Origin of the sequence: Enterobacter sp. PI-10 (assembly GCF_027947695.1) — a bacterium.
GTDB lineage: Bacteria > Pseudomonadota > Gammaproteobacteria > Enterobacterales > Enterobacteriaceae > Enterobacter > Enterobacter vonholyi.
The window spans coordinates 303,408-325,320 of record NZ_JAJNOG010000004.1; the positions used below are offsets into that span (position 1 = coordinate 303,408).

A 21,913-nucleotide genomic window follows, 5' to 3' on the forward strand; every position below is an offset into this window, starting at 1 on the left:
AAAATAACGTTGAAATCTCAATTACTCTCTGCTGGATTATTGACCCTTCTGGCGACAATTCCAAGCGTTCATGCTGCACCGCCTGAGCCTGAGCTTATTTTCAACTGCGAACTCACGAACGAAAAATACGTTATCGTCCGTCTAGAGCACGATGTTCCTACTTATTATTACGGCTCACTTGAAAAAGTAGAAATGACTCTCCCCCAAAATGAGGGAGACAAAACGCAGGTTCGCCTGGGTGAAATGACGTTCTCGGGTGGAGGCGCTTATTATTATCGTTTCATCAATGGCAACTACAGCTATGTTGTTTATAGCGGTACGGGAAAAGGATGGGATTATACCGGCCTGAAAGTATATAAAAACCAAAAGCTCATCATGAAAAAAGAGTGCACTAATGGGGGGTTTTTACCTAATGAATATCGCGGTCAAGGCCTCGTAAAAGAAGCGGACACCGGTGATGATGCAACATACGGTTATGTTGATTAATACATCATTTTCAGGATGGTAAAATATGATGAGCCGTTACTTACAATGTAGCACAGTATTCGCATGTCTTTTATTCGCTGCTCCATCTCATGCGATTGAGATCTGGCACTCAAACACCGTCTGGGCAAATCAAGGGATGTGCAGCGCCACTTTCACGCTGGACAGTGGCATGGAAAGCGTTGGTTCGTTAGAGATAGGCTTTGACCTCGTTGATGCAAAAAATAACCTTGTAGCTCATGATACTTTGCAGGTAGAGCCATTCGGCGATTCTGATGCCACGCGATACCAAACGGCTTTCGCCGAAGGCGAGCATTATTGCGAAAGCAATCTCACGCTGCGCCTGACGTCACTGGCGTTAGTTAACGGAAAGACCAAACAGCCTTTACCTCTCAGTTTGCTTACACCAAGGCCATTTATTCCATTCCCTATCATTAACCCGCAGGCAGATCACTAATATGTCTATAGACGCTGAAGCAAACTCAACACCTGACAATAATGGGCCTGGCCTTTGCTTTTTGTTATTACTTATCTTTGGCGGGTTCGTTTTCTTTATACCTGCAAGCGTTGTGGTCGCCTTCCCGGCCGTTCTCGCCGGTTCCTTCCTGTATTTTATCTGGTATCTTATTTCGGAAGGGCATTTAGGCAATATTCTTGGCAGTATGATCGTCAGCATGATACTTATGGCTATCGCCGCAGCTATTCCTGTCATTGGCTGGATATTGTTACTTCTGTGGATCTTCTACAATATTGCAAAAGCCTTTGAGACGATAAAAACATTACTTCCCGATGCGCTCTTTAGCGCTGTTCTCTATGGATGTTTGCTCTTTCCCGTTATCCAGGAAATGGCAATGGACGGGGAGAGCAACATGGCTGCCACTATCGCTTGTGGTGTCGTGTACGTGATAACTGCAGGGCTTTATTGTTCCAGGTTAACGCAGCTGGCAACCAACACTAAGCAAAGTATTTTCTATTTTTCAATTATGTGGCTTTCGGTCCCACTTATCGCACTTCTGATCGTCTCGATTGTGGCATCCCTACGCGCGGCATTCAGAACCGTGCTGACCCCGGTGCAGACCGTGGTCAAAACCCCGCAAAACGTATCAGCGCATATGCGAGGCGGGAGCCATGTCAACGCTTACACCCGAACTGTGACCACCATTCAACATAGCGTGACCTCCCAGACACTTCCGGGGATGGGAGCTGTTGGTGCCTCTATGGTTGGTTCCGTATCGGAGGCAACGATAACAACACCACAACAGCCACAGCAAACCTTGCCAGCACTGGAGCACAAACCAGCCGGGGGTGAATTAACACAGTATGCGACGAACAAAGACCACAATTTTTACCGCTACGACAATCTCAACGCGAAAAAAATAAGCAATTTCGTCCAGGCGGCCAGTCATCGTCAATCGCTGCCTCCTCTCACGGAAGATGCGATCCTGTTCTACTACGACGAAACGGTTTTCGGCCAAGGGGATCGTGGTGTGGTATTAACTGATGACGGTGTTTATTGCGTGTTGGGAAAATTGTATGAAACTTTCTACGCCCGCTTCAGAGAAGTCAGTAGCGTAGTCATAAAAGGATCCATTAATAAAAAAATTGTCCTGCATATGAAGAATGGCCAGAAACATAATATTGAACTGACTCAATCAAATGCCGGGGCAAAAAAAATCTACGAACTTATCAGCATCGCAGCCCAGAATTAAGTAATCCTCCAGGCACCCGCTCAACGGGTGCCTTTCAGTCTTCCGCATGACACATTCTGACAGTTTCACGCTTTATCGTGATCGCCATATTTACAGCGGCTTATATCGTTACGTTAAGAGAGAACTGTCATGAGGTCTAAAATGAGCGATTTCACTGAACTGCCGGTCACTGGCTCTGTTAAGACCACAACAGCGGTCTACACGCGTAAACAGAGCCCCTCGGTATTCTCGCCCGTGGCGTGTGAACTCTCTGCGGGAAGCCAACTGACGGTGCAGGCTGCGGTGATGGGGGATGCGGTGGAAGGCAACGCGCACTGGTATCGCATTGATGAGGATACATACATCTGGGCGGGGGCATGCACACGGCTCGATCCTTACCCGGCGTTTCCGCCAGGCACGCGAACGAACTGGATGGTGGTGGTGTTCGAGGTACGCTAGGTCCGGCGTAGGTCGGGTAAGGCGAAGCCGTCACCCGACACAAACACGCCGCGAAAACTTAATCCAGCTTCAGCTCGTCATAATGGGTGATCAGCTTGCCCACGATGCCGTAGTCCAGCGCTTCTGCCGGAGACATCCAGAAGTTGCGGTCGGTGTCTTTTTTCACTTTTTCCAGCGGCTGGCCGGTGGCGTCAGCGATCAGCTTGTTCACGCGATCCAGCATGCGGATGATCTCGCGCGCTTCGATCTCAATATCCGTTGCCTGACCGCGCACGCCGCCCAGCGGCTGGTGGATCATAAAGCGGGTATTCGGCAGCGAGTAGCGGTGCTCTTTTTTCGCGGCAAGGAAGATGGTGATCCCGGCGCTCGCCACCCAGCCGGTGCCGATCACGTGCACTTCCGGGCGAATGAATTTGATGAAGTCGTGGATGGTGTCGCCCGCTTCCACGTGGCCGCCCTGGCTGTTGATGTACAGCTTGATCGGATCGTTGCTGACGCTTTGCAGCAGGATCATCTGGGTGATGACCTTCTGCGCCAGCTCCTGGTTGATCTCACCGGAGATCACAATCGAACGAGACTCCAGTAGTTTTTGCTGCAGAGCGCCCGCGCCGTTTGACCCTTCAGCTTTATCCTTGTCGCTCTCTTTCAGTGTGTAGTGCATTGTTATGTCCTCAGCATTTAGCGCTCAAAACCAGAGTGTAGCCTGTTTTACCGATCAAAGTCCTCACCGACAAATAACGAGGGCGCTGAGGCATACTGCCCATGTTGCACGCGTTTCGTTCCTTCACCACTCCCGCCCCGGCTCGCTATACTTCATACGGTTATCATATTGTTAAATGATAATGATAGTTAATGTGTTAAGATGAAAGTCAGCATAAACAGTCTCTTACGTCGCCGTAGTGATTGTTTGCATCCTCGACATGTCAATCAGCACCGGGGCGGTGAATGGAACACATTGTGTATGTTGTAGATGACGATGACGCAGTCAGGCAGTCCGTGATTGGGCTGCTGGAATCGGCAGACCTAAACGCCGTCGGCTTTTCATCGGCAGAAGCGTTTCTTCAGTACCGCTTTGAAGAGCTCCCGTCGTGCGTGGTGCTTGATATGCAAATGCCCACCATCTCGGGTTTTGAGGTGGCTGACGCCCTTAAGGATAGCGGGCGCGAGATCCCGATTATTTTTCTCACCGGCCACGGCACCATCCCGATGTCGGTGCGCGCCATTAAAGGCGGCGCGTACGAATTCCTCACCAAGCCCGTCGAATCTAACGCGCTTATCGACGCCATTGAATCCGCGCTTCAGCTGGCGGAACACAACGCCGTGCGCAATAAAGAGCACTACGCCCTGAAGCAGCGCCATATGTCCCTCACCCCGCGCGAACACGAGGTGCTGACGCTGGCAATAAGCGGCATGCTGAACAAGCAAATTGCCGCCGAGCTGGGCGTTAGCGAGATCACGGTGAAGGTGCACCGCCGCCGCGTGATGGAGAAAATGCAGGTGCGTTCCGTGGCCGAGCTGGTCAGGGCCGTTGAGCGCCTGACCAAAAGCCAGCCTGCGGAGTAACGTTTACCCTTCCTGCGCCGCCAGCGGCAGCGCAAACGCAAACACAGTGCCGTACGGCTCCCGGCGGCGCGCGCTCAGCTTCCCGCAGTGGCGCTCAATGATGCTGGCGCTGATGGTCAGCCCCATCCCCATTCCCTGTGGCTTGGTGGAATAGAACGAGTCAAAAATCTGCTCCAGCCGCTCGGGCTCAATGCCGCTGCCGGTATCGGCAATCTCGACGATCGCTTTCCCGTCCGCGTTGGCGGTGCTAAGGGTAATGGTGCTGGCGCGATCCTTCACCTCGGCCATCGCCTCTACCGCGTTCATCACCAGATTCAACAGCACCTGCTGGATCTGCACGCTATCGCCGGTGATAAAGCTGTCGCTGGCGTTCAACAGATAATCAACGCTTATGTGTCGCTGCTCCAGCTCGCTGCGCGAAAGCGCGATGATATGGTGGATCAGATAGTGCAGATCGATGCGCGAGAAGGTGGGATCCTGCTTGCGCGTCAGGGACTGAATGCTGCGAATGATCTCCCCCGCCCGCGCGCCTTCCGCGGCGATCTCCTCCAGCCCTTCCCGCACTTTATCCAGCCGGGCGGGCTCGCGGCTGAGCCAGCGCAGGCTCGCTCCGGCGTTCGAGACGATCGACATCAGCGGCTGGTTGATCTCGTGGGCGATGGAGGAGGTCAGCTGTCCGACGGTGGTGGCCCGGGACACCCGCGCCAGATCCGCCTGCGCCACCCGCATGGCATCCTCCGCGGCGCGCTGGCTGGTGATATCGGTGATGATGCCGTAGTACTCGTTCACCTCGCTGCCCACGCCCACCGGATCGCCAATTCCGAGGATGTAGCGCGTCGAGCCATCGGGACGCTTGACGCGAAACTCCGCGCGCATGGAGAGACCTTCGCGCACGCTTTGGGTGACGATGGCGCTGATGCGGGCGTAATCGTCCTCATGGACGAAGGTCAAAAACTCCGCCATGGAGATCATCTTTTGCTGCTCGGGCAGGCCGAGAATCCGGGAGTACTCTTCCGATACATACATCAGATCCTGCTCCAGCTCCCAGCGCCAGCTGCCGGTGTGGCTGATCTGCTCGCCCAGCATCAGCGAGGTCTGGCTGGATCGCAGCTCTTTCTCCACCCGGCGGCGCTGGATGTTCTCCGCCAGCAGCTCGGCGTACAGCCGCGCCGTCTCCAGGGATACCGCTGCCTGCGCGCCCAGCAGGCTCACCACGCGCGAGTGCTCGGCGGTGAAGACCTCCGGCATCAGGCGGTTTTCGAGATAGAGCACGCCCACCAGCCGCGCCTGTTTGAACATCGGAACGCACATAACCGCCGCCCCCGAGGTCACAAGATAAGGGTCCTGGCTGAAGGGATGGAACTCCTCCGGCCTGCCAGTGCGGATCTCCTGCCCGGTGCGGATCACCGCCGCCAGCACCGACAGCGGTAGGTCGGTCGCCGTCGGCACGTCTTTCAGGATCCGCACCCGTACGCCCTCGGTGCTGGTCCAGGCGCTGGCCTCGATCTCAGGAATAAGGTTATCGCTCACGCGCAGCAGCAGGCCACGCTGCGCCCCGGCGCGTTCGAGCAGGATAGTCATCAGGTTTTCGATCAGGCGCTCAAGATTAATCTCTTCCGACAGCGCGCGGGATGCTTTGATCACGCTCTGGAGATCGCGGATGGTCTCGTTCTGGGCGAACGCCACCGTGTCGTAGGCGCTGGCCTGCCCGGAGGCCAGCAGGTGCGGGAAATCCTGCTCCAGCTGGCGCACCTTGGCCTGCGCGCCCGCGCGACCCCAGGCGGCAATAGAGCCGCGGAAGTGGGCGTCCGAGGCGGTCGGGTAGCCGCAGGCCAGCGCAAAGCGCCCCGCCAGCTCGTGGGCCAGGGCATTGATCGGATTAAAGCCGCCCTCGCGGGAGAGCCGGACCGCCTTCTCATACTGCTCAAGCGCAATGCTGTTCATCCCGTCCAGACGCACGATTTCGGCGTAGATCAGCGCCTCTTTATCCGCGAACGTGCCGGGATTAACGCGCGCCCAGAGGGCGATTTTGTCATAGTGGGCGTGAATGCTGCGACGGTGGTTCGCCGAGAAGGTCTCCGGCATCAGCTGACGGGAAAGCGCCAGCGCGCTGTAAAGATGGTAATCCAGCAGATGGATGTGCCCCGGCGCAGACCAGGCGTACCACCCCGCCATCTCCAGATCCGCCTGCGCGTCGGCATACTCCCCGCAGGTAAAGTGGGCCATGCCGCGATAGAGCCAATACCAGAACAGCATGGTGGAGGTCTGCTCCGGGGCCTGCTCCGGCGACGCGGGAAGCAGCGCCTCCGGCAGCACCTGCGACGCGGTCCAGGTGCCGATGACCGGCGTGCGCAGGAACTCAACGTACCCGCGCTGAACCATCAAAATGGTTTCCACGTCCTGGAAGTGGGTTTTACGCACAAACGCCAGGCCGCGATCGATGCTGGTCAGCACCCCGTCCAGGTGATCGCCCCGCGAGAGGAAGTTAATCACCTGGTGGCAGGCCGCAAAGCAGGCCATCGTCATATCCCCGTGGGTCACCGCTGAGGTAAAACAGGCTTTCGCGCACTCGATGGTGAACGACAAAGGCTGGGTCCAGACGCTGAGCTGGTCGAGCGGCAGCAGGGTTTTGGCTTCGAACGCATCGTAGCCGTGGCGATTCACCAGCTCGCGGGCCAGCGTGCCGTACTGGAACCCGAGGCGGTACTCGGCGTAGCGGTGGCCAATCAGCACGCCAAACCAGGCCATCGCCGTGGTGGACGCGCCGGTAATGCCGTGGTCGAGGGTCAGGTGCATCATGCGGCAGAGCAGTAAAAAGTGCAGGCGCGGGCAGATGAAGCTGGCGCAAATGCTGGCGCTGTAGAGCAGGTTCATCACCGCTTCGGTTTCCGTGTTATCCATCCGCGAGAGCTGGGCAAACAGGTTTTGCGGCGCGTCTGCCGTGCGGTTGCAAAAGAGCGCCCAGGCCTCGTCGCAGTCGGCATCTTCCGGATAACGGCCGATCTGAATACCAAATACACCCAGCCAGCAGAGCGCCGCCTCCAGCGCCAGACGGCTGTCCGACTGGCGAATGTACACCTCCACCAGCAGGTTGGCCGCCAGCGCCTTTTCGGTCAGCCCGCCGGGGCAGCCGAGGATGGCGTCACACAGCTCGCGGGTCCGCTCCAGGTGCCCCAGCGCAAACTCGCAGCCCGCCTCTTCGATATCGAGCATAAAGTCCGACACCGTCCCGGCGTTGCCCAGCGCTCTGGCGGTCTGGATATAGCTGAGTGCCGACGGGTAATCTCCCGAGCGCTTCGCGCGCCGCGCGGCCAGCAGGCTCAGCTCGCGGAACATCTGGCGCTGCGGCGCGGGCTGAATGCTGTCCAGCGCGGCCGTGACGTGGTGAACGGCGCGGAACAGCAGTTCGTTCCCGGCCGCCTGGCGCGCGGCGTCGGCCAGCAGGCTGGCAGTCGTCAGGTGAATATGGCTTTTCTCATGCCGATCCAGCAGCGCGAAGGCGGCCTCCTGTACCCGGTCGTGGGTGAAGGAATACGCTTTTTCCGTCAGCACGATGAGCTGGGCCATCACCGCCGGGTGCAGCGCATAGCGCATTTCTGCCATCGACATGCCGACCACGCGGCAGACCATCTCCATCTCGCCCGTGCCGCCAAGGCAGGCGATGCTGCCCAGCAGGCGACACGTCTCGTCGGGCAGTTCTTCGAGCTGCTCCAGCACCAGGGTGACCACGTTTTCAGTGTAATGCCGGGCGCGGATCGCCTGCAGATCGTAATGCCACTTGTCCTGATATTTGTTGTGTATCACCAGCCCGTCATCAACGATGCGGCGGAAAAACTCGTGCACAAAGAGCGGGTTGCCGCCCGTCTTCTCGTGGATCAGCGTGGCGAGGTCGGTCGTCGCCGCGCTGCGGGTGCGAAATACCGTCGCCAGCCAGCGCGCCACCGCTTTCACGGAAAGCGCCTGCGGAACAATCTCGCTCGCGTTTTGCGCCGCCTCCGGCAGGCCTGCCAGCAGCGCCTGCAGGGAGGCGTCGGTCACAGAGCCGATATCCCGGTGGGCCGCGACCACCAGCAGCGGGATAGCGCCGCAGTTCATCAGCAGATATTTGAGCGTGTGCAGGCTGGCAGCGTCGCTCCACTGGAGATCGTCGAGCACCAGCACCAGCGGGCAGCCCTGCGAGGCAAAGGTCTTCACCAGCGCCAGCACCATATGGCTGAAGCGCGCCCGGGCATCAATGGAAAACGTATCCGTCGAGAAGCGCGGCTTGCTCTCAAGCAGCAGTCCCAGCTCGGGCACCAGGCTGACGGCCAGCGCCTCGTGTCCCTCCAGGGCGCGAGACAGGCGGATTTTCCACTTCGCCACGTCGTTTGCGGGCAGCCCCAGCAGGTGCAGCGTCAGGGCGCGGAACGCAGAGCTTAATACGCCGTAAGGCAACGACGGTGAAAACTGATCGACTTTGCCCACCGCCAGCAGCACCGTACGCTGCTGCAGCGTTTTAAGCGCCGTCGCGATAATGGAGGATTTGCCGATCCCGGACGGCCCGCCGATCGTCACCAGCTCCGGGACCAGGCTCTGCCCCACCCGCTCAAACGCGGCAACGACATCATTCGCCTGCGGATGCGTCGCGAACAGGGAGTCCGCCAGATGGATCGCCGGAGTGCGATCCTGCTGACCGGGGGTAAAGGCGACGATCTCGCCCTCGCAGGTTAACGTCGCCTGACAGCGGCGGAGGTCGGCAATCAGCCCGTCGACCGTCTGGTAGCGGTTATCAGGGTTCTTTTCCAGCAGCTTCAGGATGATGGTCGACAGCATTCCCGGCACGTCCGGGCGGATCGCATCCGGGGCCAGCGGCGCCGAGGCAATATGGTAGTGCGCCCAGTTGGTCTGCTCGTCCTCTCCCAGTTCAAACGGCAGGCGTCCGGTCAGGAGTTCATACAGCACCATGCCGAGGCTGTAGAGATCGCTGCGGCTGTCGACGGGGCGCTGGGTGCGGGTGGTGTGCTCTGGAGACATATAGGCGGGAGTGCCGCCGGACACGGCAAGCCGGGTCTGGGTGAAGGCTCCGGAGAGGCTACAGGAGAGGCCAAAGCTGCCCAGACGGCAGGTGGCATCGTGATGAACAAAAATCGTGCCGGGCTTGATATCGCCGTGGATCAGGTTTTGCAGATGCATCTGGCGCAGGGGAACGCAGATCTGAATCGCCATCTCGATAAAGCGCGTGATACCCGAGATCGCCCTGCCCGCGCGCCGCGCCAGCAGCTCAAACGAAAACGGGGCGTACACCAGCGCGAAGCGCCCCCGGTACTGGGTGGATGCGACGGCGCGAATGGCCCAGCTGTCCTGCAGCGCGTCACGCAGCGCAAACTCGTTTTTCAGCAGCCGGGTGGCCCGCTCTTCCTCTTCATCGCTGACCGCGGTGGCGATAATAAATGAGCCGCCGGAATGAGGATGTCGCGCGTGCATCCAGGCGATTCCGCCCTCCTGCGCCAGCACGGTAAAAATCACATCCTCTTTAAGGACAAAAACCCGCCCCTGGTGAAGATTCCCCTGGGCGGGCCAGAATGCAGGCTGCTCGTGTTCGTTCATCCGCGATCCTTATTGTCGGCGGGCCAGCTCCCGCTGAATATGATCCAGCAGAATATCGATGTTAATGGGCTTACGCAAAAATGCAGCGGCGCCCAGACCGAGAGCGTACCGCTGCATATTTTCATCAGCATGACCGGAGATAAAGAGCACGGGCGGAGGCGGTACGGCCAGCAGGCGCAGCTTTTCAAACAGCTCCAGGCCGCTCATGCCCCGCAGCTTGATGTCGGTGATCACCAGCGCCGCGCCGGACAGGGCAAGCGGATGGCTCAGAAATACCTCTGCCGAATCAAACGTATCGGTCGAATACCCTTCCGACTCCAGGAGATTACTCAGCCCGCTGCGGACGGAACGTTCGTCATCAATGATGGCAATGCGCCACGGCAGCGTCATGCTGTCTTTCCTCTAAAAAATCATTATACGTCGCGATCGTCCTTCGCGGGCGCAGGGGGCGCCGAGCCGCTGATTTTCGGTACGCATTCGTGACGAAACCAGGCGAGGGTGAGCGGTTCGCGACTCAGTAAACGTCGTCCCACCGGGATGAGCTGTTCGCCCACCAGCATGCCGAACAGGCCAAGCAGGGCGACAACCGGCGGTGCCGGGGAATGAACGTCGAGCAGGGCGTAAATTACCCCAGCAACCACGCCGCACACCAGCGAAATTATCCATGCCTTCATGAGGACGCTCCCGTCTGCGATTTAGCCTGCGGCACGGTCACCTGAGGAGGAGTCGCGCCGTCCCGGGATAAGAGATGGCGCGTCGCCTGTTCACCCGCCAGCATCCCCAGCAGGCCAATCAACGCCAGCGCGGGCGGCGCGGGGGAGCGCACCTTCAGCACGGCATACATCAGGCCAATCAACACGCCTGCCGCAAGGGATATCAGCCCAGTACTCATTATGAACTCCAGAGAAAGAGGCAGCGGCGAGCCGGATGAGGGACCAGCCCGCCAGCGGAACTTAGCGAGCCGGGACCGGCGCTAAGGTGCGGTGCTCGCTCTTCTGGCGAGACGGCGCTTTATGCACCATGGTGTAGGCGTAATCCACGCCCATGCCGTACGCGCCGGAGTGCTCGCGCACGATGTCCATCACCGCGGTATAGGTCTCTTTACGCGCCCAGTCGCGCTGCCACTCCAGCATCACCTGCTGCCAGGTCACCGGGATCACGCCCGCCTGGATCATGCGCTGCATCGCGTAGTCGTGGGCTTCTTTGGAGGTGCCGCCGGACGCGTCCGCCACCATATAAATTTCGTAGTCGCCTTCGAGCATCGCGCAGAGGGCGAAGCTGTTATTGCACACTTCGGTCCACAGACCGGCAACCACCACCTTCTTCTTGCCGTTGGCCTTCAGCGCGTCGCGCACCTTCTGGTCGTCCCAGGAGTTCATGGAGGTACGCTCCAGAATGTCCTGGCCCGGGAACACGTCCAGCAGCTCAGGATAGGTATTGCCGGAGAAGCTTTCGGTCTCTACGGTGGTGATGATGGTCGGGATGTTGAACACCTTAGCCGCTTTCGCCAGCGCCACGGTGTTGTTTTTCAGCACCTGGCGGTCAATCGACTGCACGCCAAACGCCATCTGAGGCTGGTGATCGATAAAGATTACCTGACAGTTGGCAGGGGTTAACACTTCGAGCTTGGAAGAGGTCATAGCATTTTCCAGTGGTTAAGGGTGAAATCGCCGCGAGCGACGCGACGATAAAGTCACCCTCATCCTGCGGTTTTCCGTCCCTGCGCGTAATTATCTCTTCGTATAGTTAACCTTAGGTATAGTTATACTTTGGTATACCTATCCTATTGTATAACTGGATCTTTGCCGAAACCGGTTCCCATAATCCTGACCATTCCCCTCTCAGTCAGGAGCAGTTATGGATACCCCAGGTAAAGCCGATCTCATTCTGGTTAACGGCCAGTTTCACACCGTCGATCGCGAGAATCCTGTCGCGGAAGCCGTTGCCGTGCGCGACGGAAAATTTCTGGAAGTGGGTACCGTCGCCGAGGTGATGCAGCACCACGGCGACACCACCAAAGTGGTCGACTTAAAAGGCCACACCGCCATCCCCGGCCTGAACGACTCGCACCTGCACCTGATCCGCGGCGGGCTGAACTACAACCTCGAGCTGCGCTGGGAAGGCGTGCCCTCCCTGGCCGACGCCCTGCGGATGCTGAAAGAGCAGGCGCTGCGCACCCCGTCGCCGCAGTGGGTGCGCGTGGTCGGCGGCTGGACCGAGTTCCAGTTTGCCGAGCGCCGCATGCCAACCCTGGACGAAATTAACGACGCCGCGCCGGATACCCCGGTCTTCATCCTGCACCTGTACGACCGCGCCCTGCTCAACCGCGCCGCGCTGAAGGTGGTCGGCTACACCAAGGACACGCCAAACCCGCCGGGCGGGGAGATCCAGCGCGACGCCAACGGCAACCCGACCGGGATGCTGATCGCCCGTCCGAACGCCATGATCCTCTACGCCACGCTGGCCAAAGGGCCGAAGCTGCCGCTGGAGCAGCAGGTTAACTCCACCCGCCAGTTCATGCGCGAGCTCAACCGCCTGGGGCTGACCAGCGCCATCGACGCGGGCGGCGGCTTCCAGAACTACCCGGAAGATTACGAGGTGATTGCCGAGCTGCACGCGAAAAAGCAGATGACCATCCGCATCGCCTACAACCTCTTCACCCAGCGTCCGGGCCACGAGCTGGAAGACTTTGAAAAATGGACCGACATGCTCACGCCGGGCCAGGGCAGCGACTTCTTCCGCCACAACGGCGCGGGCGAGATGCTGGTCTTCTCTGCCGCCGATTTTGAAGATTTCCTCGAACCGCGCCCGGATCTCGCGCCGGGCATGGAGGACGAGCTGGAGCGCGTGGTGCGCCACCTGGTGGAGCACCGCTGGCCGTTCCGCCTGCACGCTACCTATAACGAATCCATCAGCCGCATGCTGGACGTCTTCGAGAAGGTGAACCGCGATATTCCGTTCAACGGCCTGCACTGGTTCTTCGACCACGCGGAAACCGTTACCCAGGCCAACATCGACCGCATCAAAGCGCTCGGCGGCGGCATTGCCGTGCAGCACCGCATGGCCTTCCAGGGGGAATACTTTGCAGAGCGCTACGGCATCGAAGCCACCCGCCACACGCCGCCGGTGGCGAAAATGCTCGAGACCGGCGTGCCGGTGGGCTTAGGGACGGACGCCACCCGCGTGGCGAGCTATAACCCGTGGACCGCGCTCTACTGGCTGGTCTCCGGCCGCACCGTCGGCGGGATGCAGATGTACGACCACAGCGCCCGACTGGACCGCGATACCGCCCTGATGCTCTGGACCCAGGGCAGCGCGTGGTTCTCCAGCGAGCAGAACCAGAAGGGGCAGATCAAGGTCGGCCAGCTCGCCGACCTGGCAGTGCTCAGCAAAGACTACTTCCGCGTGCCGGAAGAGGAGATCAAGGGCATCGAGTCCGTTCTCACGGTGGTCAACGGCGATATCGTCTACGCCGCGGGCAGCTTTGGCCCGCTCGCGCCGCCTGCTATTCCGGTTCTGCCCGAGTGGTCTCCGGTGGTGAAGGTGCCGGGCCACTACCGCAGCGCGCCGCCGCAGGCCGCACGCGTGGGTATGAGCGCCGTTCACCACTGCAGCGGGCCGTGCGGGGTTCACAGCCATCAGCATGATTTCGCCCGCACCTCAGAGATGCCGGTGTCCGACGATAACGCTTTCTGGGGGGCGCTGGGCTGCAGCTGCTTTGCATTCTGATGAAAAACACCTTTGCTCCGCCCCGGGTCGACCTGGGGCTGTTCTTCCTGCGCCTGACCGGCAGCCTGCTGCTGCTGTACGTGCACGGCCTGCCGAAGGTGCTGCACTTCAGCGAAGAGCTGACGCGCATTGAAGATCCGTTCGGCTTCGGGCCCTGGGCGAGCCTGATCCCGGCGATTGTCGCCGAGGTGATCTGCCCGCTGTTGATCATTGCGGGCGTCTACACCCGCCTGGCGTGCCTGCCGATTATCGCCGTGCTGCTGGTGGCGATGCTGGCGGTCCACCCGAACTGGTCGATTGCCGAAGGGCAGTTTGGCTGGCTGCTGCTGATTATCTTCACCACCCTTGCCCTCACCGGGCCGGGCCAGTGGCGGCTGCAGCGTAAGGCAACGGAGAGATTCGCATGATCCAGGTTAACGACGTTCGCGACGCACACGTCGAGACGACGCCCGCACCGACGGTTTCACCCTGGCAGCCGCTGAGCCAGCCGGTGTTCCGCATGCTGTGGATCGCCACGGTGGTCTCTAACGTCGGCTCATGGATGAGCGACGTCGGCATCAACTGGAGCATGCTGACCCTGAGCGCCGACCCGCTGGATATCGCGCTGGTGCAGGCGGCCAGCAGCCTGCCGATGTTCCTCTTCGCCCTGCCGTCCGGGGTGATGGCGGACATCGTTGACCGGCGTAAATACCTGCTCTTCTCCCAGCTGTGGGTGTTCATCGCCGCCGCCGGGCTGACGGTGCTCTCCTTCACCGGACACGTCACCCCCGCCGTTCTGCTGGTGGCGACGTTCCTGCTGAGCGTGGGCGCGGCGATGAGCTCACCGCCGTTTCAGGCTGTGGTGCCCGATCTGGTGAGCAAGCCGGAGCTGGGCGCCGCCGTGGCGCTGAACTCGCTCGGGGTGAACATCAGCCGGGCGATTGGCCCCGCGCTGGGGGGCTTCCTGCTGTCGCTCGCCGGGCCGTGGATGGTGTTTGCCCTCAACGCGCTGTCCGTGATTGGCGTGGCGTGGGTGCTGTGGCGCTGGCGTCCGGCCCCGTCCATTCAGCGTCTGCCGCCGGAGCACTTCTTCTCTGCGGTGCGTACCGGCATCCGCTACGTCCACGCCGCCCCGGTGCTGCGCAACGTGCTGGTGCGCACCGTGGCCTTCTTCGTTTTCGGCAGCGCGGGCTGGGCGCTGCTGCCGCTGGTGGCGCGCCGCGAGCTGGGCTTAGGCCCGGCGGGCTACGGCGTGATGCTGGCGTGCATTGGCCTGGGGGCGATTGCCGGGGCCATCCTGCTGCCGCGCCTGCGCCAGCGGCTGAACGCCGACCGGCTGATGGTGGCCGCGAGCCTGGTCTTTGCCCTCACCATGCTGGCGCTGGCGTTCGTGCGCCACGTCTGGCTGCTCAACCTGTTTGAGTTCTTCACCGGCTTCGCGTGGATTGCGGTGCTCTCGACGCTGAACCTCGGCGCGCAGCGCAGCGCCGCCCGCTGGGTGAAGGCCCGCGCGCTCGCGGTCTACCTGACGGTGTTCTTCGGCTCGATGACCACGGGCAGCGCCATCTGGGGGCAGATCGCCTCGCAGTTCGGCACCCCGACCGCGCTGGTTGTCGCCACGCTGGGGATGGTGCTGGCAAGCGCCACCGTATTGCGCTGGAAGCTGGAGAAAGACCCGGAATTAAACCTCGACCTGAGCGGCCAGCCGCTGGACGGCGTGGAGATCGACCTGCCGAACGAGCGCGGCCCGGTGCTGACCTCGCACGAGTACATCATCGACCCGCACAACGCAAAAGCCTTCCTGGAGGCGGTACACGAGCTGCGCCGGGTGCGACGCCGCGCCGGGGCGATGAGCTGGGCGGTGTACGAGGATATTGAGCGTCCCGGCCTGTTTATTGAGACCTTCCTGATGGGCTCGTGGATTGAGCATCTGCGCCAGCAGGAGCGCCACACCATGAATGACCTCCTGCTGCAGAGCCGCGTTCTGGCTTTTCATCAGGGCACAACATCACCGGCAATTCGTTATCTGGTCGCGCCGGTATAACCCTAACCATCACCTGCACAGGAACACACTATGGCAACGTTTAAGGCAAAAGACGGCACGCAGATTTACTACAAAGAAGGCGGCGCGGGCAAACCGGTTCTCTTCAGCCACGGCTGGCCGCTGGACGGCGACATGTGGGACAGCCAGCTGAACTACCTGGCCGAGCGCGGCTTCCGCGCCATCGCCTTTGACCGTCGCGGGTTTGGCCGCTCGGATCAGCCGTGGAACGGCTACGACTATGACACCTTTGCGTCCGACATTAACGACCTGATCACCACCCTGGACCTGCAGGACGTGACGCTGGTGGGCTTCTCCATGGGCGGCGGCGACGTGACCCGCTACATCAACAACTACGGCAGCGCGCGCGTGGCCGGTCTGGCGCTGCTGGGCGCGGTCACGCCAATCTTTGGTAAATCCGACTCTTTCCCGCAGGGTGTGGATCAGAGCGTGTTCGACGGCATTCGCGACGGGCTGCGTAAGGATCGCGCCCAGTTCATCAGCGACTTCGCCACCCCGTTCTACGGCACCAACGCCGGGCAGACCGTTTCTGCCGGTGCCCTGACCCAGACGCTGAACATCGCCCTGCTGGCGTCCCTGAAGGGCACCATCGACTGCGTGACCGCCTTCGGCGAAACCGACTTCCGCCCGGATATGGCGAAAATCGACGTGCCGACGCTGGTGATTCACGGCAGCAACGACCAGATCGTGCCGTTTGAAAGCACCGGCAAGCTGGCGGCAGAGATGATCAAAAACGCCACGCTGAAGGTGTACGACAACGCGCCGCACGGCTTTGCGCTGACCCACCAGGACCAGCTCAACGAAGATCTGCTGGCGTTTGTGAAGTCGCTGTAATTTTTTCCAGGCCGGGTAAGGCGCAGCCGCCACCCGGCGCTTTCGCTCCGCCAGCGGCACGTAGCCAGTGATTGCTGAGACAGGACCTGCAGGCTGAAGGTGCGCGCCTCAAGCCTCGTCTGAGGTAAACACCATGCCCGCGTAGGGTTTCTCGCGACACGCCGCCAGCCGCGCGGCGAGGCTGCCCACGTGCAGCTCCAGCTTGTGCCCGTCCGGGTCAAGAAAATAGAACGACGCCCCCTCGCTTTTGTTCTGCTTCCAGACGGTGACGCCCGCCTGCTCAAGCCTGTGCGAGAACGGTTCAAAATCTTCCTCCGCGACGGTAAACGCGTAATGGGTGTAGTCGCTCTCCTGCGGCGGCACATACTTGCACGCCTCGTCGTACGACAGGCAGACCCACAGATCGCCACAGGTGAGATAGGCCCCGGTATTCCAGCGGGCGTGCAGCGCAAGCCCCAGCAGTTCGTGCCAGAAGGTGACGCTTTTTTGCAGGTCGCTGACCGCGAGGGTCAGATGGTTGAGTGATTGCAGCATGACGTGCCCTTTTGTTTTTCGCGCCGGACGTGGTACGGTAAAAGCATGAACATAAACCACGCCGTGCTCACCGTAAACCGCTGGTGGCTGCCTTCTTAAAGGCGGCACGGAGTAGTTTTCCCCATTTTCAGATAGCCGCCGAAAGGCGGCTATCTCACATCTAAGACCCCTTTCGGCAACTGCACATTAAGGAGTCTTTATGAACACGCAAACCATCCTCACCGGCGACCGCCCAACCGGCCCGCTGCACCTCGGCCACTTCGTCGGATCGCTGCGCCAGCGCGTGGCGCTCCAGCAGACGCACAACCAGTTTGTGCTGATTGCCGACCTGCAGGGGCTGACCGATAACGGCAGCAACCCGCAAAAAATTCGCGACAACATCCCCGAAGTGCTGGCCGACTACCTCGCTGCCGGCATCGACCCGAACCTGACCACGATCTGCCTGCAGTCCGCCCTGCCCGCCCTCGCCGAGCTGACGATGCTGTATATGAACATCGTCACCGTCGCCCGCGTGGAGCGTAACCCGACGGTGAAAAACGAGATTGCGCAGAAGGGCTTCGCCCGCTCGCTGCCGGTCGGGTTTATGGCCTACCCCATCAGCCAGGCGGCGGACATCACCGCGTTCAAGGCCGAGTGCGTGCCCGTCGGCGACGACCAGCTGCCGATGATTGAGCAGACCAACGAGATTGTGCACAAGATGAACAGCCTGCTGCCCGCCCCGGTGCTGCGCCACTGCAAGGCGATGCTGAGCGACACCAGCCGCCTGCCCGGCATCGACGGCAGCGCCAAGATGTCGAAATCGCAGGGCAACACGCTGCACCTTTCGGCCAGCGAAGAGACGATTCATCGTGCGGTCAGCGCCATGTACACCGACCCGAACCACCTGAAGGTGAGCGACCCGGGGCAGATTGAGGGGAACGTGGTGTTTACGTACCTCGACGCGTTTCATCCGGACAAAGCCAAAGTGGCGGCGATGAAGGCGCACTATCAGGCGGGCGGGCTGGGGGATCGGGTGTGTAAGAACGAGCTTGAAGCGTGCCTGCAGGAGCTGATTGCGCCGATGCGGGAGCGGAGGGCGATGTATATGCAGGATAAAGGTGAGCTGATGACGATGCTGAAGCGCGGGACCGAACGGGCGCAGGGGGTGACGCAGGCGACGTTGAGGGAGGTGAAGGTTGGGCTGGGGGTGCCGGTGTTTAGTTAAAGTAGATTTAGCGGTGGAATGCGTGGGATTGGCACGAAGCCGCTAACTTGATTATTGCGTAAATAAGCGAGGAGCAAAAATTCTTAAATGCATTATTAGCCATTGTCGTTTGTCATTCTGTTAAGAGCGCTATTGTCATAGACTCTTTATTTTTAACCGTCTCGGAAAATGCTATGGGCAAGTTTATTATTTACATGCTGAATATATTATTCTGTGGTTATGTACTGGCTACATGCCTCATTTCTTTGGTTAGTTTTGATAACTGGGAGGACCGTATAATCGCAATAACAATAATCTTAGGAAGTGCACAACTTATTGCGACATTACTTAATCGGGCACTGCCTCATAAGTTACATGTTTTAGGGGGGATAGCTGAACTGATAGAAGGTCCGCTATTAGTTATTGGCGCAATTGTGTGTCTGGATGTGTTTGAACCCTGGCCTATGAAGATTATTGGAATTTTTGCGTGGGTTATTTTTATGATGTTTCTGCCATCATTTACGAAAAGGAATAAAGAATGATATTCTCTGCCCGCACAAACGAAACGCTGGCGGGCAAGTTCAAGATAGCATCAAGCAGCGGAACCCGATGTTGGACGTTCGTTCCACGCGTCGTGCGCTAACAAGTTACCGTCCTTGTACAAATGGGTAATCTTCTCATAATTAAACGCCACTTCCTCCATATGCCCCGTCCCCGGACAGCCTCGGGTGTCGTACATTACTGGACTCACAGAAATGACCTTAACATTCTCGAGCGTGATTCGGTAATACTCCTCCTCTTGCCCGGAATAGTTAATATGGTAAAACCTGAATTCTGCCGTTTTAAGGGTCTGACCCGTTGCTGCCGCTTTGAACAGATAGGGCGAAGAGCTATCCAATTCCTTGGTAAACTGAAACGGCGAATGTTGACGAGTGCCAGTGACCTTTCCCGTTGCCGAGTCGGTTGGCAGGCTGAGGTTATGTTGTAATCCTCTTAGCTCAATACTTCCTTCCCTTTGTGCAACGTCACAAGAACCACAAATCATTGTGCCGCCGTCATTGGTTAAAAAGAGATGTACAGGTACGGCCATTCTATTGCTCCTTGCGTTTTAGTCGTATAACCATTTGCCCGCTTTTGCGGATTCGATAAGCATTCCAATAGTGAAATCTGGAACCATCACCACCGGGCTTTTTTTGAATGGATTCCATGAAAAAGGCTCATCAGGGTAGTAGGTGTTTATGTTAAAATTCCCTCTATCAACATCAAATCCTTTAAAAAATTCTTCCATTAAATCTTCTGCTTCAGTGACATCAAGCTGCATGTCAGTATCCAAATCAGTTTTTGCATTCAGTAATTTCTGCTTCGCTTCGTTATTCATCAGATAAACGCCGTTATAGCGTCTGGCTAAGGCGTAGATGCGCTGCTCAATATCCTCTACCATAGTTTGTCGCTGCCCCGTGCGATTCGATTATAATCACGTATTGCAGCATAGGTGATTAGTGATACATCAGCGACTAATATAACCATACCAACTAATGGAATCGTTCTTCCGATAAACGTACTGATTTGTGAAACCATCCTACAGCGTACAGTCCATGGCGTGTAGCCGCCAATCCATGTCGGGAGCCTGATGCCATACGGGAACTTAGCTTGTTTGAAATAGCGCCTCATAGCTTTCGAGGCTCGGGACGTTCCTTCCTTCGCTCCCGCGGGTTTCTTTCTGGTCTTCTGATTATTAGCACCGCTGTATAGCGCAGCAATTCCAGCGACATCGTCAATACCAAAATGATCGGCAATTGACTCACAGTAAATCATAAAGAAAAGGCCGCCAGCGGTAAGATTTGTTCTGCCAGCATAAAAATACGTTCCATTTAGTTCTTCGGTTGTGTCCATAGTTCATTCCATTGAGTTGCTCCAGGATGAATCATAAATGTTAGACAATAATTAAATTGAGATCTCTAACATACTTCTGAAAACCCCATTATATAACCACAATGATAAAAAAACAGCTATACCATTCAGCTCAATAATATTATTGAAAAAATAAATTACCCCTTCTACTAATTTAAACACCCTCGATTCAGGATCAAGGGTGTTTAAATACGTTATTATTTTGCCTGCCCTATAGTGCGCTTAACTACCGGGATATCTCCAGTATCATTCAGTGCTCCCGGAAAGGTCTTCAGCCACTGGGCAACTTTCTGCTTATTAATATTCACCACGCTCATACCCTCCAGGCATCCCCACAGTTCTCTTGTATGCTGTGGCGTAATCACAATTCAGTCTTTCATGGCGCGGATTTTTACGGGCATGCCGTTGATAAAGCCTGCACGGGTTAACCAGTCGCCACCCAGAAGAAGGTATTTCATGTCTATGCGTGCATAGAGTTCGCAGCAGGCGGCACTGTCCTGCGGCGTCTCCGCGCGAGGATGGACGGGCGCCGCGTTGGGCTGGTTGCCGTGAAGTCGGCGGGCGCTGTTTTTGCGTACCAACTCGCGGTTTTCAATCACGCCGGTGAAAGCGTCTGATTCTGTTTTGCAAACAGTAAACTCTGGCTTAAAATTCGTCGCAGCCATTTTCAACTCCATCTTAGTTGTTTGTGGTTAGCGGTATGAGGGTGTTGCAGCACCTTCATATCGCGAATTCTTCGTTAAATATTCCTTGATACTTCCTTTCGCCGTTTGGCGTAATTTCTGGTGCTCATTATATAGGGCTGAATATAGATACAGCGGTTTGGGTTGGGCGAAATTTGGAATTTGCGAGGGGGATTCAGGAAATAGAGTTCTTTGCGGTAAGGTCATGTTTTTGTTGATTGCGGGTTGATTGGTCTGGGTTTTGCGAGCATCATCGCATTTATTTACCTTCTTCCGTAACGCGATGGCTTCCAGCAAAACTCTCGAACAGGCGATTGCCGACATCACCATCTGGCGCAAAGGCGAACAACGTGCGCCACATAAGCCCTTATTGCTTCTCTACGTGCTGGCGAACTATCAGCAGGGGCATGCGCGACTGTTTGATTACGGAACTGAGGTCCACGAACAGCTGCTTAGCCTGTTAGAACGCTTTGGCCCACAGCGGAAGGCGCATTACCCAAATATGCCCTTCTGGCGGCTCAAGAGGGACGGATTTTGGGATCTGAAGAATACTGAGTTCTGTTCGACCACTTGCAGTAAGCAACCGCCTGTTAAAGAACTTGTGGAACATAACGTCGCAGGCGGGTTTGATGAAGACCACTTTGCGCTGCTGAGTAGGAACAAAAAGCTGATCGGCTCGCTGGCGCAGCAGATCCTTGAAGCGCACTTTCCTGAAAGCATTCAGGAAGAGCTCGCGGATGAGATGGGTTTTGATATCCAGCAGATCCGTAAGGTTCGCGATCCCTTGTTCCGTCAGCAGGTTCTGCGTGCTTACAACTACGAGTGTGCGATCTGCGGATTCAACATGCGGCATGATAACGCCTCAGTAGGACTCGAAGCCGCGCATATTAAGTGGAAGCAGTTTGGCGGGCCGTGTGAGATCCCGAACGGACTGGCGCTGTGTGCGATTCATCATAAGGCGTTTGATAAAGGATCTATTGGGCTGGATGAGAGTATGCGGGTGCTGGTGTCAGAGGCGGTGAATGGGAATGGGATCGTTGGGCGGTTGTTCTGGGATTTTGCAGGGAAGCAAATTGCGCTGCCGGTGGTGAAACGGAATTATCCAGGTGAGAGGTTTGTGGAGTGGCATCGGAGGGAGGTGTTTAGATTTTAAAAGTCTTCACATTATGAAATGGTTATAATAAATTCATAGCTAAGTATCCAAATTGATTTGGAGTAT

At 57.9% G+C, this 21,913-nt stretch carries 22 protein-coding genes and 1 pseudogene; 12 read left to right on the plus strand and 11 right to left on the minus strand.

The window, feature by feature from the left end; genetic code table 11:
- The first annotated feature begins 9 nt into the window (after positions 1 to 9).
- From LRM19_RS11965 to LRM19_RS11980, 4 genes are all read left to right on the plus strand, one after another.
- Positions 10 to 486 carry a hypothetical protein gene (locus tag LRM19_RS11965; protein ID WP_181899772.1) on the plus strand — a complete coding sequence of 159 codons (477 nt, stop codon included), beginning with the start codon at positions 10 to 12 and terminating at the stop codon, positions 484 to 486.
- A gap of 25 nt (positions 487 to 511) precedes the next feature.
- Positions 512 to 940: an IrmA family protein gene (locus tag LRM19_RS11970; protein WP_271368951.1), complete on the plus strand. Its 429-nt coding sequence runs from the start codon at positions 512 to 514 to the stop codon at positions 938 to 940.
- A 1-nt stretch (position 941) separates the two neighbouring features.
- The gene (locus LRM19_RS11975) at positions 942 to 2,192 is read left to right on the plus strand and encodes a hypothetical protein (RefSeq protein ID WP_271368953.1); all 1,251 of its coding nucleotides are present in this window, start codon (positions 942 to 944) and stop codon (positions 2,190 to 2,192) included.
- 141 nt (positions 2,193 to 2,333) lie between these two features.
- A complete protein-coding gene (locus tag LRM19_RS11980; RefSeq protein ID WP_115876571.1) occupies positions 2,334 to 2,630 on the plus strand; it encodes an SH3 domain-containing protein in 297 nt (98 codons plus the stop codon).
- A 58-nt stretch (positions 2,631 to 2,688) separates the two neighbouring features.
- Here LRM19_RS11980 and LRM19_RS11985 read toward each other — a convergent pair whose 3' ends face one another.
- Complete coding sequence (locus LRM19_RS11985; protein WP_008501342.1) at positions 2,689 to 3,291, minus strand: ATP-dependent Clp protease proteolytic subunit; 603 nt, start codon at positions 3,289 to 3,291, stop codon at positions 2,689 to 2,691.
- Between the two features lie 284 nt (positions 3,292 to 3,575).
- On the opposite strand from LRM19_RS11985, the gene LRM19_RS11990 reads away from it, so the two are divergent.
- Positions 3,576 to 4,193, plus strand: a complete 618-nt coding sequence (locus LRM19_RS11990) for a response regulator transcription factor (protein WP_127729456.1) — start codon at positions 3,576 to 3,578, stop codon at positions 4,191 to 4,193.
- 3 nt (positions 4,194 to 4,196) lie between these two features.
- On the opposite strand, the gene LRM19_RS11995 is transcribed toward LRM19_RS11990, so the two are convergent.
- The 5 genes from LRM19_RS11995 to LRM19_RS12015 all read right to left on the minus strand — a co-directional run bounded on the left by LRM19_RS11995 (position 4,197) and on the right by LRM19_RS12015 (position 11,419).
- On the minus strand, positions 4,197 to 9,779 hold the full coding sequence (locus LRM19_RS11995) for a trifunctional serine/threonine-protein kinase/ATP-binding protein/sensor histidine kinase (protein WP_271368955.1): 5,583 nt from the start codon (positions 9,777 to 9,779) through the stop codon (positions 4,197 to 4,199).
- A 9-nt stretch (positions 9,780 to 9,788) separates the two neighbouring features.
- Positions 9,789 to 10,169 (minus strand): response regulator transcription factor, encoded by a 381-nt coding sequence (locus LRM19_RS12000; protein WP_111964145.1) that lies wholly within the window; start codon positions 10,167 to 10,169, stop codon positions 9,789 to 9,791.
- Positions 10,170 to 10,192: 23 nt separating this feature from the next.
- Complete coding sequence (locus LRM19_RS12005; protein WP_111964146.1) at positions 10,193 to 10,453, minus strand: XapX domain-containing protein; 261 nt, start codon at positions 10,451 to 10,453, stop codon at positions 10,193 to 10,195.
- Positions 10,450 to 10,671, minus strand: a complete 222-nt coding sequence (locus LRM19_RS12010; protein WP_115876575.1) for a DUF1427 family protein — start codon at positions 10,669 to 10,671, stop codon at positions 10,450 to 10,452. Before LRM19_RS12010 ends, LRM19_RS12005 begins: the two co-directional genes overlap by 4 nt.
- Before the next feature lie 61 nt (positions 10,672 to 10,732).
- A complete protein-coding gene (locus tag LRM19_RS12015) occupies positions 10,733 to 11,419 on the minus strand; it encodes a hydrolase (RefSeq protein ID WP_047059056.1) in 687 nt (228 codons plus the stop codon).
- Positions 11,420 to 11,636: 217 nt separating this feature from the next.
- On the opposite strand from LRM19_RS12015, the gene LRM19_RS12020 reads away from it, so the two are divergent.
- The 4 genes from LRM19_RS12020 to LRM19_RS12035 are packed head-to-tail and all read left to right on the plus strand — an operon-like array spanning position 11,637 to position 16,383.
- Positions 11,637 to 13,508, plus strand: a complete 1,872-nt coding sequence (locus LRM19_RS12020) for an amidohydrolase (RefSeq protein ID WP_271368958.1) — start codon at positions 11,637 to 11,639, stop codon at positions 13,506 to 13,508.
- Positions 13,508 to 13,915 (plus strand): DoxX family protein, encoded by a 408-nt coding sequence (locus tag LRM19_RS12025; protein ID WP_271368960.1) that lies wholly within the window; start codon positions 13,508 to 13,510, stop codon positions 13,913 to 13,915. Before LRM19_RS12020 ends, LRM19_RS12025 begins: the two co-directional genes overlap by 1 nt.
- Positions 13,912 to 15,531 carry an MFS transporter gene (locus tag LRM19_RS12030; protein ID WP_271368961.1) on the plus strand — a complete coding sequence of 540 codons (1,620 nt, stop codon included), beginning with the start codon at positions 13,912 to 13,914 and terminating at the stop codon, positions 15,529 to 15,531. Before LRM19_RS12025 ends, LRM19_RS12030 begins: the two co-directional genes overlap by 4 nt.
- 30 nt (positions 15,532 to 15,561) lie before the next feature.
- Positions 15,562 to 16,383, plus strand: a complete 822-nt coding sequence (locus LRM19_RS12035; protein WP_032675870.1) for an alpha/beta fold hydrolase — start codon at positions 15,562 to 15,564, stop codon at positions 16,381 to 16,383.
- Between the two features lie 108 nt (positions 16,384 to 16,491).
- Here LRM19_RS12035 and fosA read toward each other — a convergent pair whose 3' ends face one another.
- Positions 16,492 to 16,917, minus strand: coding sequence for a FosA/FosA2 family fosfomycin resistance glutathione transferase (gene fosA / locus LRM19_RS12040; protein ID WP_133293691.1), 426 nt, complete (start codon positions 16,915 to 16,917; stop codon positions 16,492 to 16,494).
- Between the two features lie 199 nt (positions 16,918 to 17,116).
- Between fosA and trpS the strand changes: the two genes are divergently transcribed.
- Both trpS and LRM19_RS12050 read left to right on the plus strand, forming a co-directional pair.
- Complete coding sequence (gene trpS / locus LRM19_RS12045; RefSeq protein WP_271368964.1) at positions 17,117 to 18,121, plus strand: tryptophan--tRNA ligase; 1,005 nt, start codon at positions 17,117 to 17,119, stop codon at positions 18,119 to 18,121.
- A gap of 173 nt (positions 18,122 to 18,294) precedes the next feature.
- On the plus strand, positions 18,295 to 18,642 hold the full coding sequence (locus LRM19_RS12050; protein ID WP_047059065.1) for a hypothetical protein: 348 nt from the start codon (positions 18,295 to 18,297) through the stop codon (positions 18,640 to 18,642).
- A gap of 50 nt (positions 18,643 to 18,692) precedes the next feature.
- Here LRM19_RS12050 and LRM19_RS12055 read toward each other — a convergent pair whose 3' ends face one another.
- The 4 genes and pseudogenes from LRM19_RS12055 to LRM19_RS12070 form a co-directional block, all read right to left on the minus strand.
- Entirely contained in the window at positions 18,693 to 19,190 is a 498-nt protein-coding gene (locus LRM19_RS12055; RefSeq protein ID WP_023315311.1) for an Hcp family type VI secretion system effector, read from the minus strand.
- An 18-nt stretch (positions 19,191 to 19,208) separates the two neighbouring features.
- Positions 19,209 to 19,541: a DUF1493 family protein gene (locus LRM19_RS12060; RefSeq protein WP_271368965.1), complete on the minus strand. Its 333-nt coding sequence runs from the start codon at positions 19,539 to 19,541 to the stop codon at positions 19,209 to 19,211.
- Entirely contained in the window at positions 19,535 to 19,993 is a 459-nt protein-coding gene (locus tag LRM19_RS12065) for an STM2901 family protein (protein WP_025912045.1), read from the minus strand. The genes LRM19_RS12060 and LRM19_RS12065 overlap by 7 nt, the downstream gene beginning before the upstream one ends.
- Positions 19,994 to 20,208: 215 nt before the next feature.
- Positions 20,209 to 20,676 (minus strand): annotated as a pseudogene (locus LRM19_RS12070) (SymE family type I addiction module toxin).
- Between the two features lie 301 nt (positions 20,677 to 20,977).
- Here LRM19_RS12070 and LRM19_RS12075 point away from each other — a divergent pair.
- The gene (locus tag LRM19_RS12075; protein ID WP_271368966.1) at positions 20,978 to 21,847 is read left to right on the plus strand and encodes a phosphorothioated DNA-binding restriction endonuclease; all 870 of its coding nucleotides are present in this window, start codon (positions 20,978 to 20,980) and stop codon (positions 21,845 to 21,847) included.
- The last annotated feature ends 66 nt before the right edge of the window (positions 21,848 to 21,913 follow it).

Excerpts from the sequence above, each read along its gene's own strand:
- LRM19_RS11970 (WP_271368951.1), top strand. The coding sequence starts at position 512 with ATGATGAGCCGTTACTTACAATGTAGCACAGTATTCGCATGTCTTTTA.
- LRM19_RS11975 (WP_271368953.1), top strand. The coding sequence starts at position 942 with ATGTCTATAGACGCTGAAGCAAACTCAACACCTGACAATAATGGGCCT.
- LRM19_RS11980 (WP_115876571.1), top strand. The coding sequence starts at position 2,334 with ATGAGCGATTTCACTGAACTGCCGGTCACTGGCTCTGTTAAGACCACA.
- LRM19_RS11985 (WP_008501342.1), bottom strand. The coding sequence starts at position 3,291 with ATGCACTACACACTGAAAGAGAGCGACAAGGATAAAGCTGAAGGGTCA.
- LRM19_RS11990 (WP_127729456.1), top strand. The coding sequence starts at position 3,576 with ATGGAACACATTGTGTATGTTGTAGATGACGATGACGCAGTCAGGCAG.
- LRM19_RS11995 (WP_271368955.1), bottom strand. The coding sequence starts at position 9,779 with ATGAACGAACACGAGCAGCCTGCATTCTGGCCCGCCCAGGGGAATCTT.
- LRM19_RS12000 (WP_111964145.1), bottom strand. The coding sequence starts at position 10,169 with ATGACGCTGCCGTGGCGCATTGCCATCATTGATGACGAACGTTCCGTC.
- LRM19_RS12005 (WP_111964146.1), bottom strand. The coding sequence starts at position 10,453 with ATGAAGGCATGGATAATTTCGCTGGTGTGCGGCGTGGTTGCTGGGGTA.
- LRM19_RS12010 (WP_115876575.1), bottom strand. The coding sequence starts at position 10,671 with ATGAGTACTGGGCTGATATCCCTTGCGGCAGGCGTGTTGATTGGCCTG.
- LRM19_RS12015 (WP_047059056.1), bottom strand. The coding sequence starts at position 11,419 with ATGACCTCTTCCAAGCTCGAAGTGTTAACCCCTGCCAACTGTCAGGTA.
- LRM19_RS12020 (WP_271368958.1), top strand. The coding sequence starts at position 11,637 with ATGGATACCCCAGGTAAAGCCGATCTCATTCTGGTTAACGGCCAGTTT.
- LRM19_RS12025 (WP_271368960.1), top strand. The coding sequence starts at position 13,508 with ATGAAAAACACCTTTGCTCCGCCCCGGGTCGACCTGGGGCTGTTCTTC.
- LRM19_RS12030 (WP_271368961.1), top strand. The coding sequence starts at position 13,912 with ATGATCCAGGTTAACGACGTTCGCGACGCACACGTCGAGACGACGCCC.
- LRM19_RS12035 (WP_032675870.1), top strand. The coding sequence starts at position 15,562 with ATGGCAACGTTTAAGGCAAAAGACGGCACGCAGATTTACTACAAAGAA.
- fosA (WP_133293691.1), bottom strand. The coding sequence starts at position 16,917 with ATGCTGCAATCACTCAACCATCTGACCCTCGCGGTCAGCGACCTGCAA.
- trpS (WP_271368964.1), top strand. The coding sequence starts at position 17,117 with ATGAACACGCAAACCATCCTCACCGGCGACCGCCCAACCGGCCCGCTG.
- LRM19_RS12050 (WP_047059065.1), top strand. The coding sequence starts at position 18,295 with ATGGGCAAGTTTATTATTTACATGCTGAATATATTATTCTGTGGTTAT.
- LRM19_RS12055 (WP_023315311.1), bottom strand. The coding sequence starts at position 19,190 with ATGGCCGTACCTGTACATCTCTTTTTAACCAATGACGGCGGCACAATG.
- LRM19_RS12060 (WP_271368965.1), bottom strand. The coding sequence starts at position 19,541 with ATGGTAGAGGATATTGAGCAGCGCATCTACGCCTTAGCCAGACGCTAT.
- LRM19_RS12065 (WP_025912045.1), bottom strand. The coding sequence starts at position 19,993 with ATGGACACAACCGAAGAACTAAATGGAACGTATTTTTATGCTGGCAGA.
- LRM19_RS12075 (WP_271368966.1), top strand. The coding sequence starts at position 20,978 with ATGGCTTCCAGCAAAACTCTCGAACAGGCGATTGCCGACATCACCATC.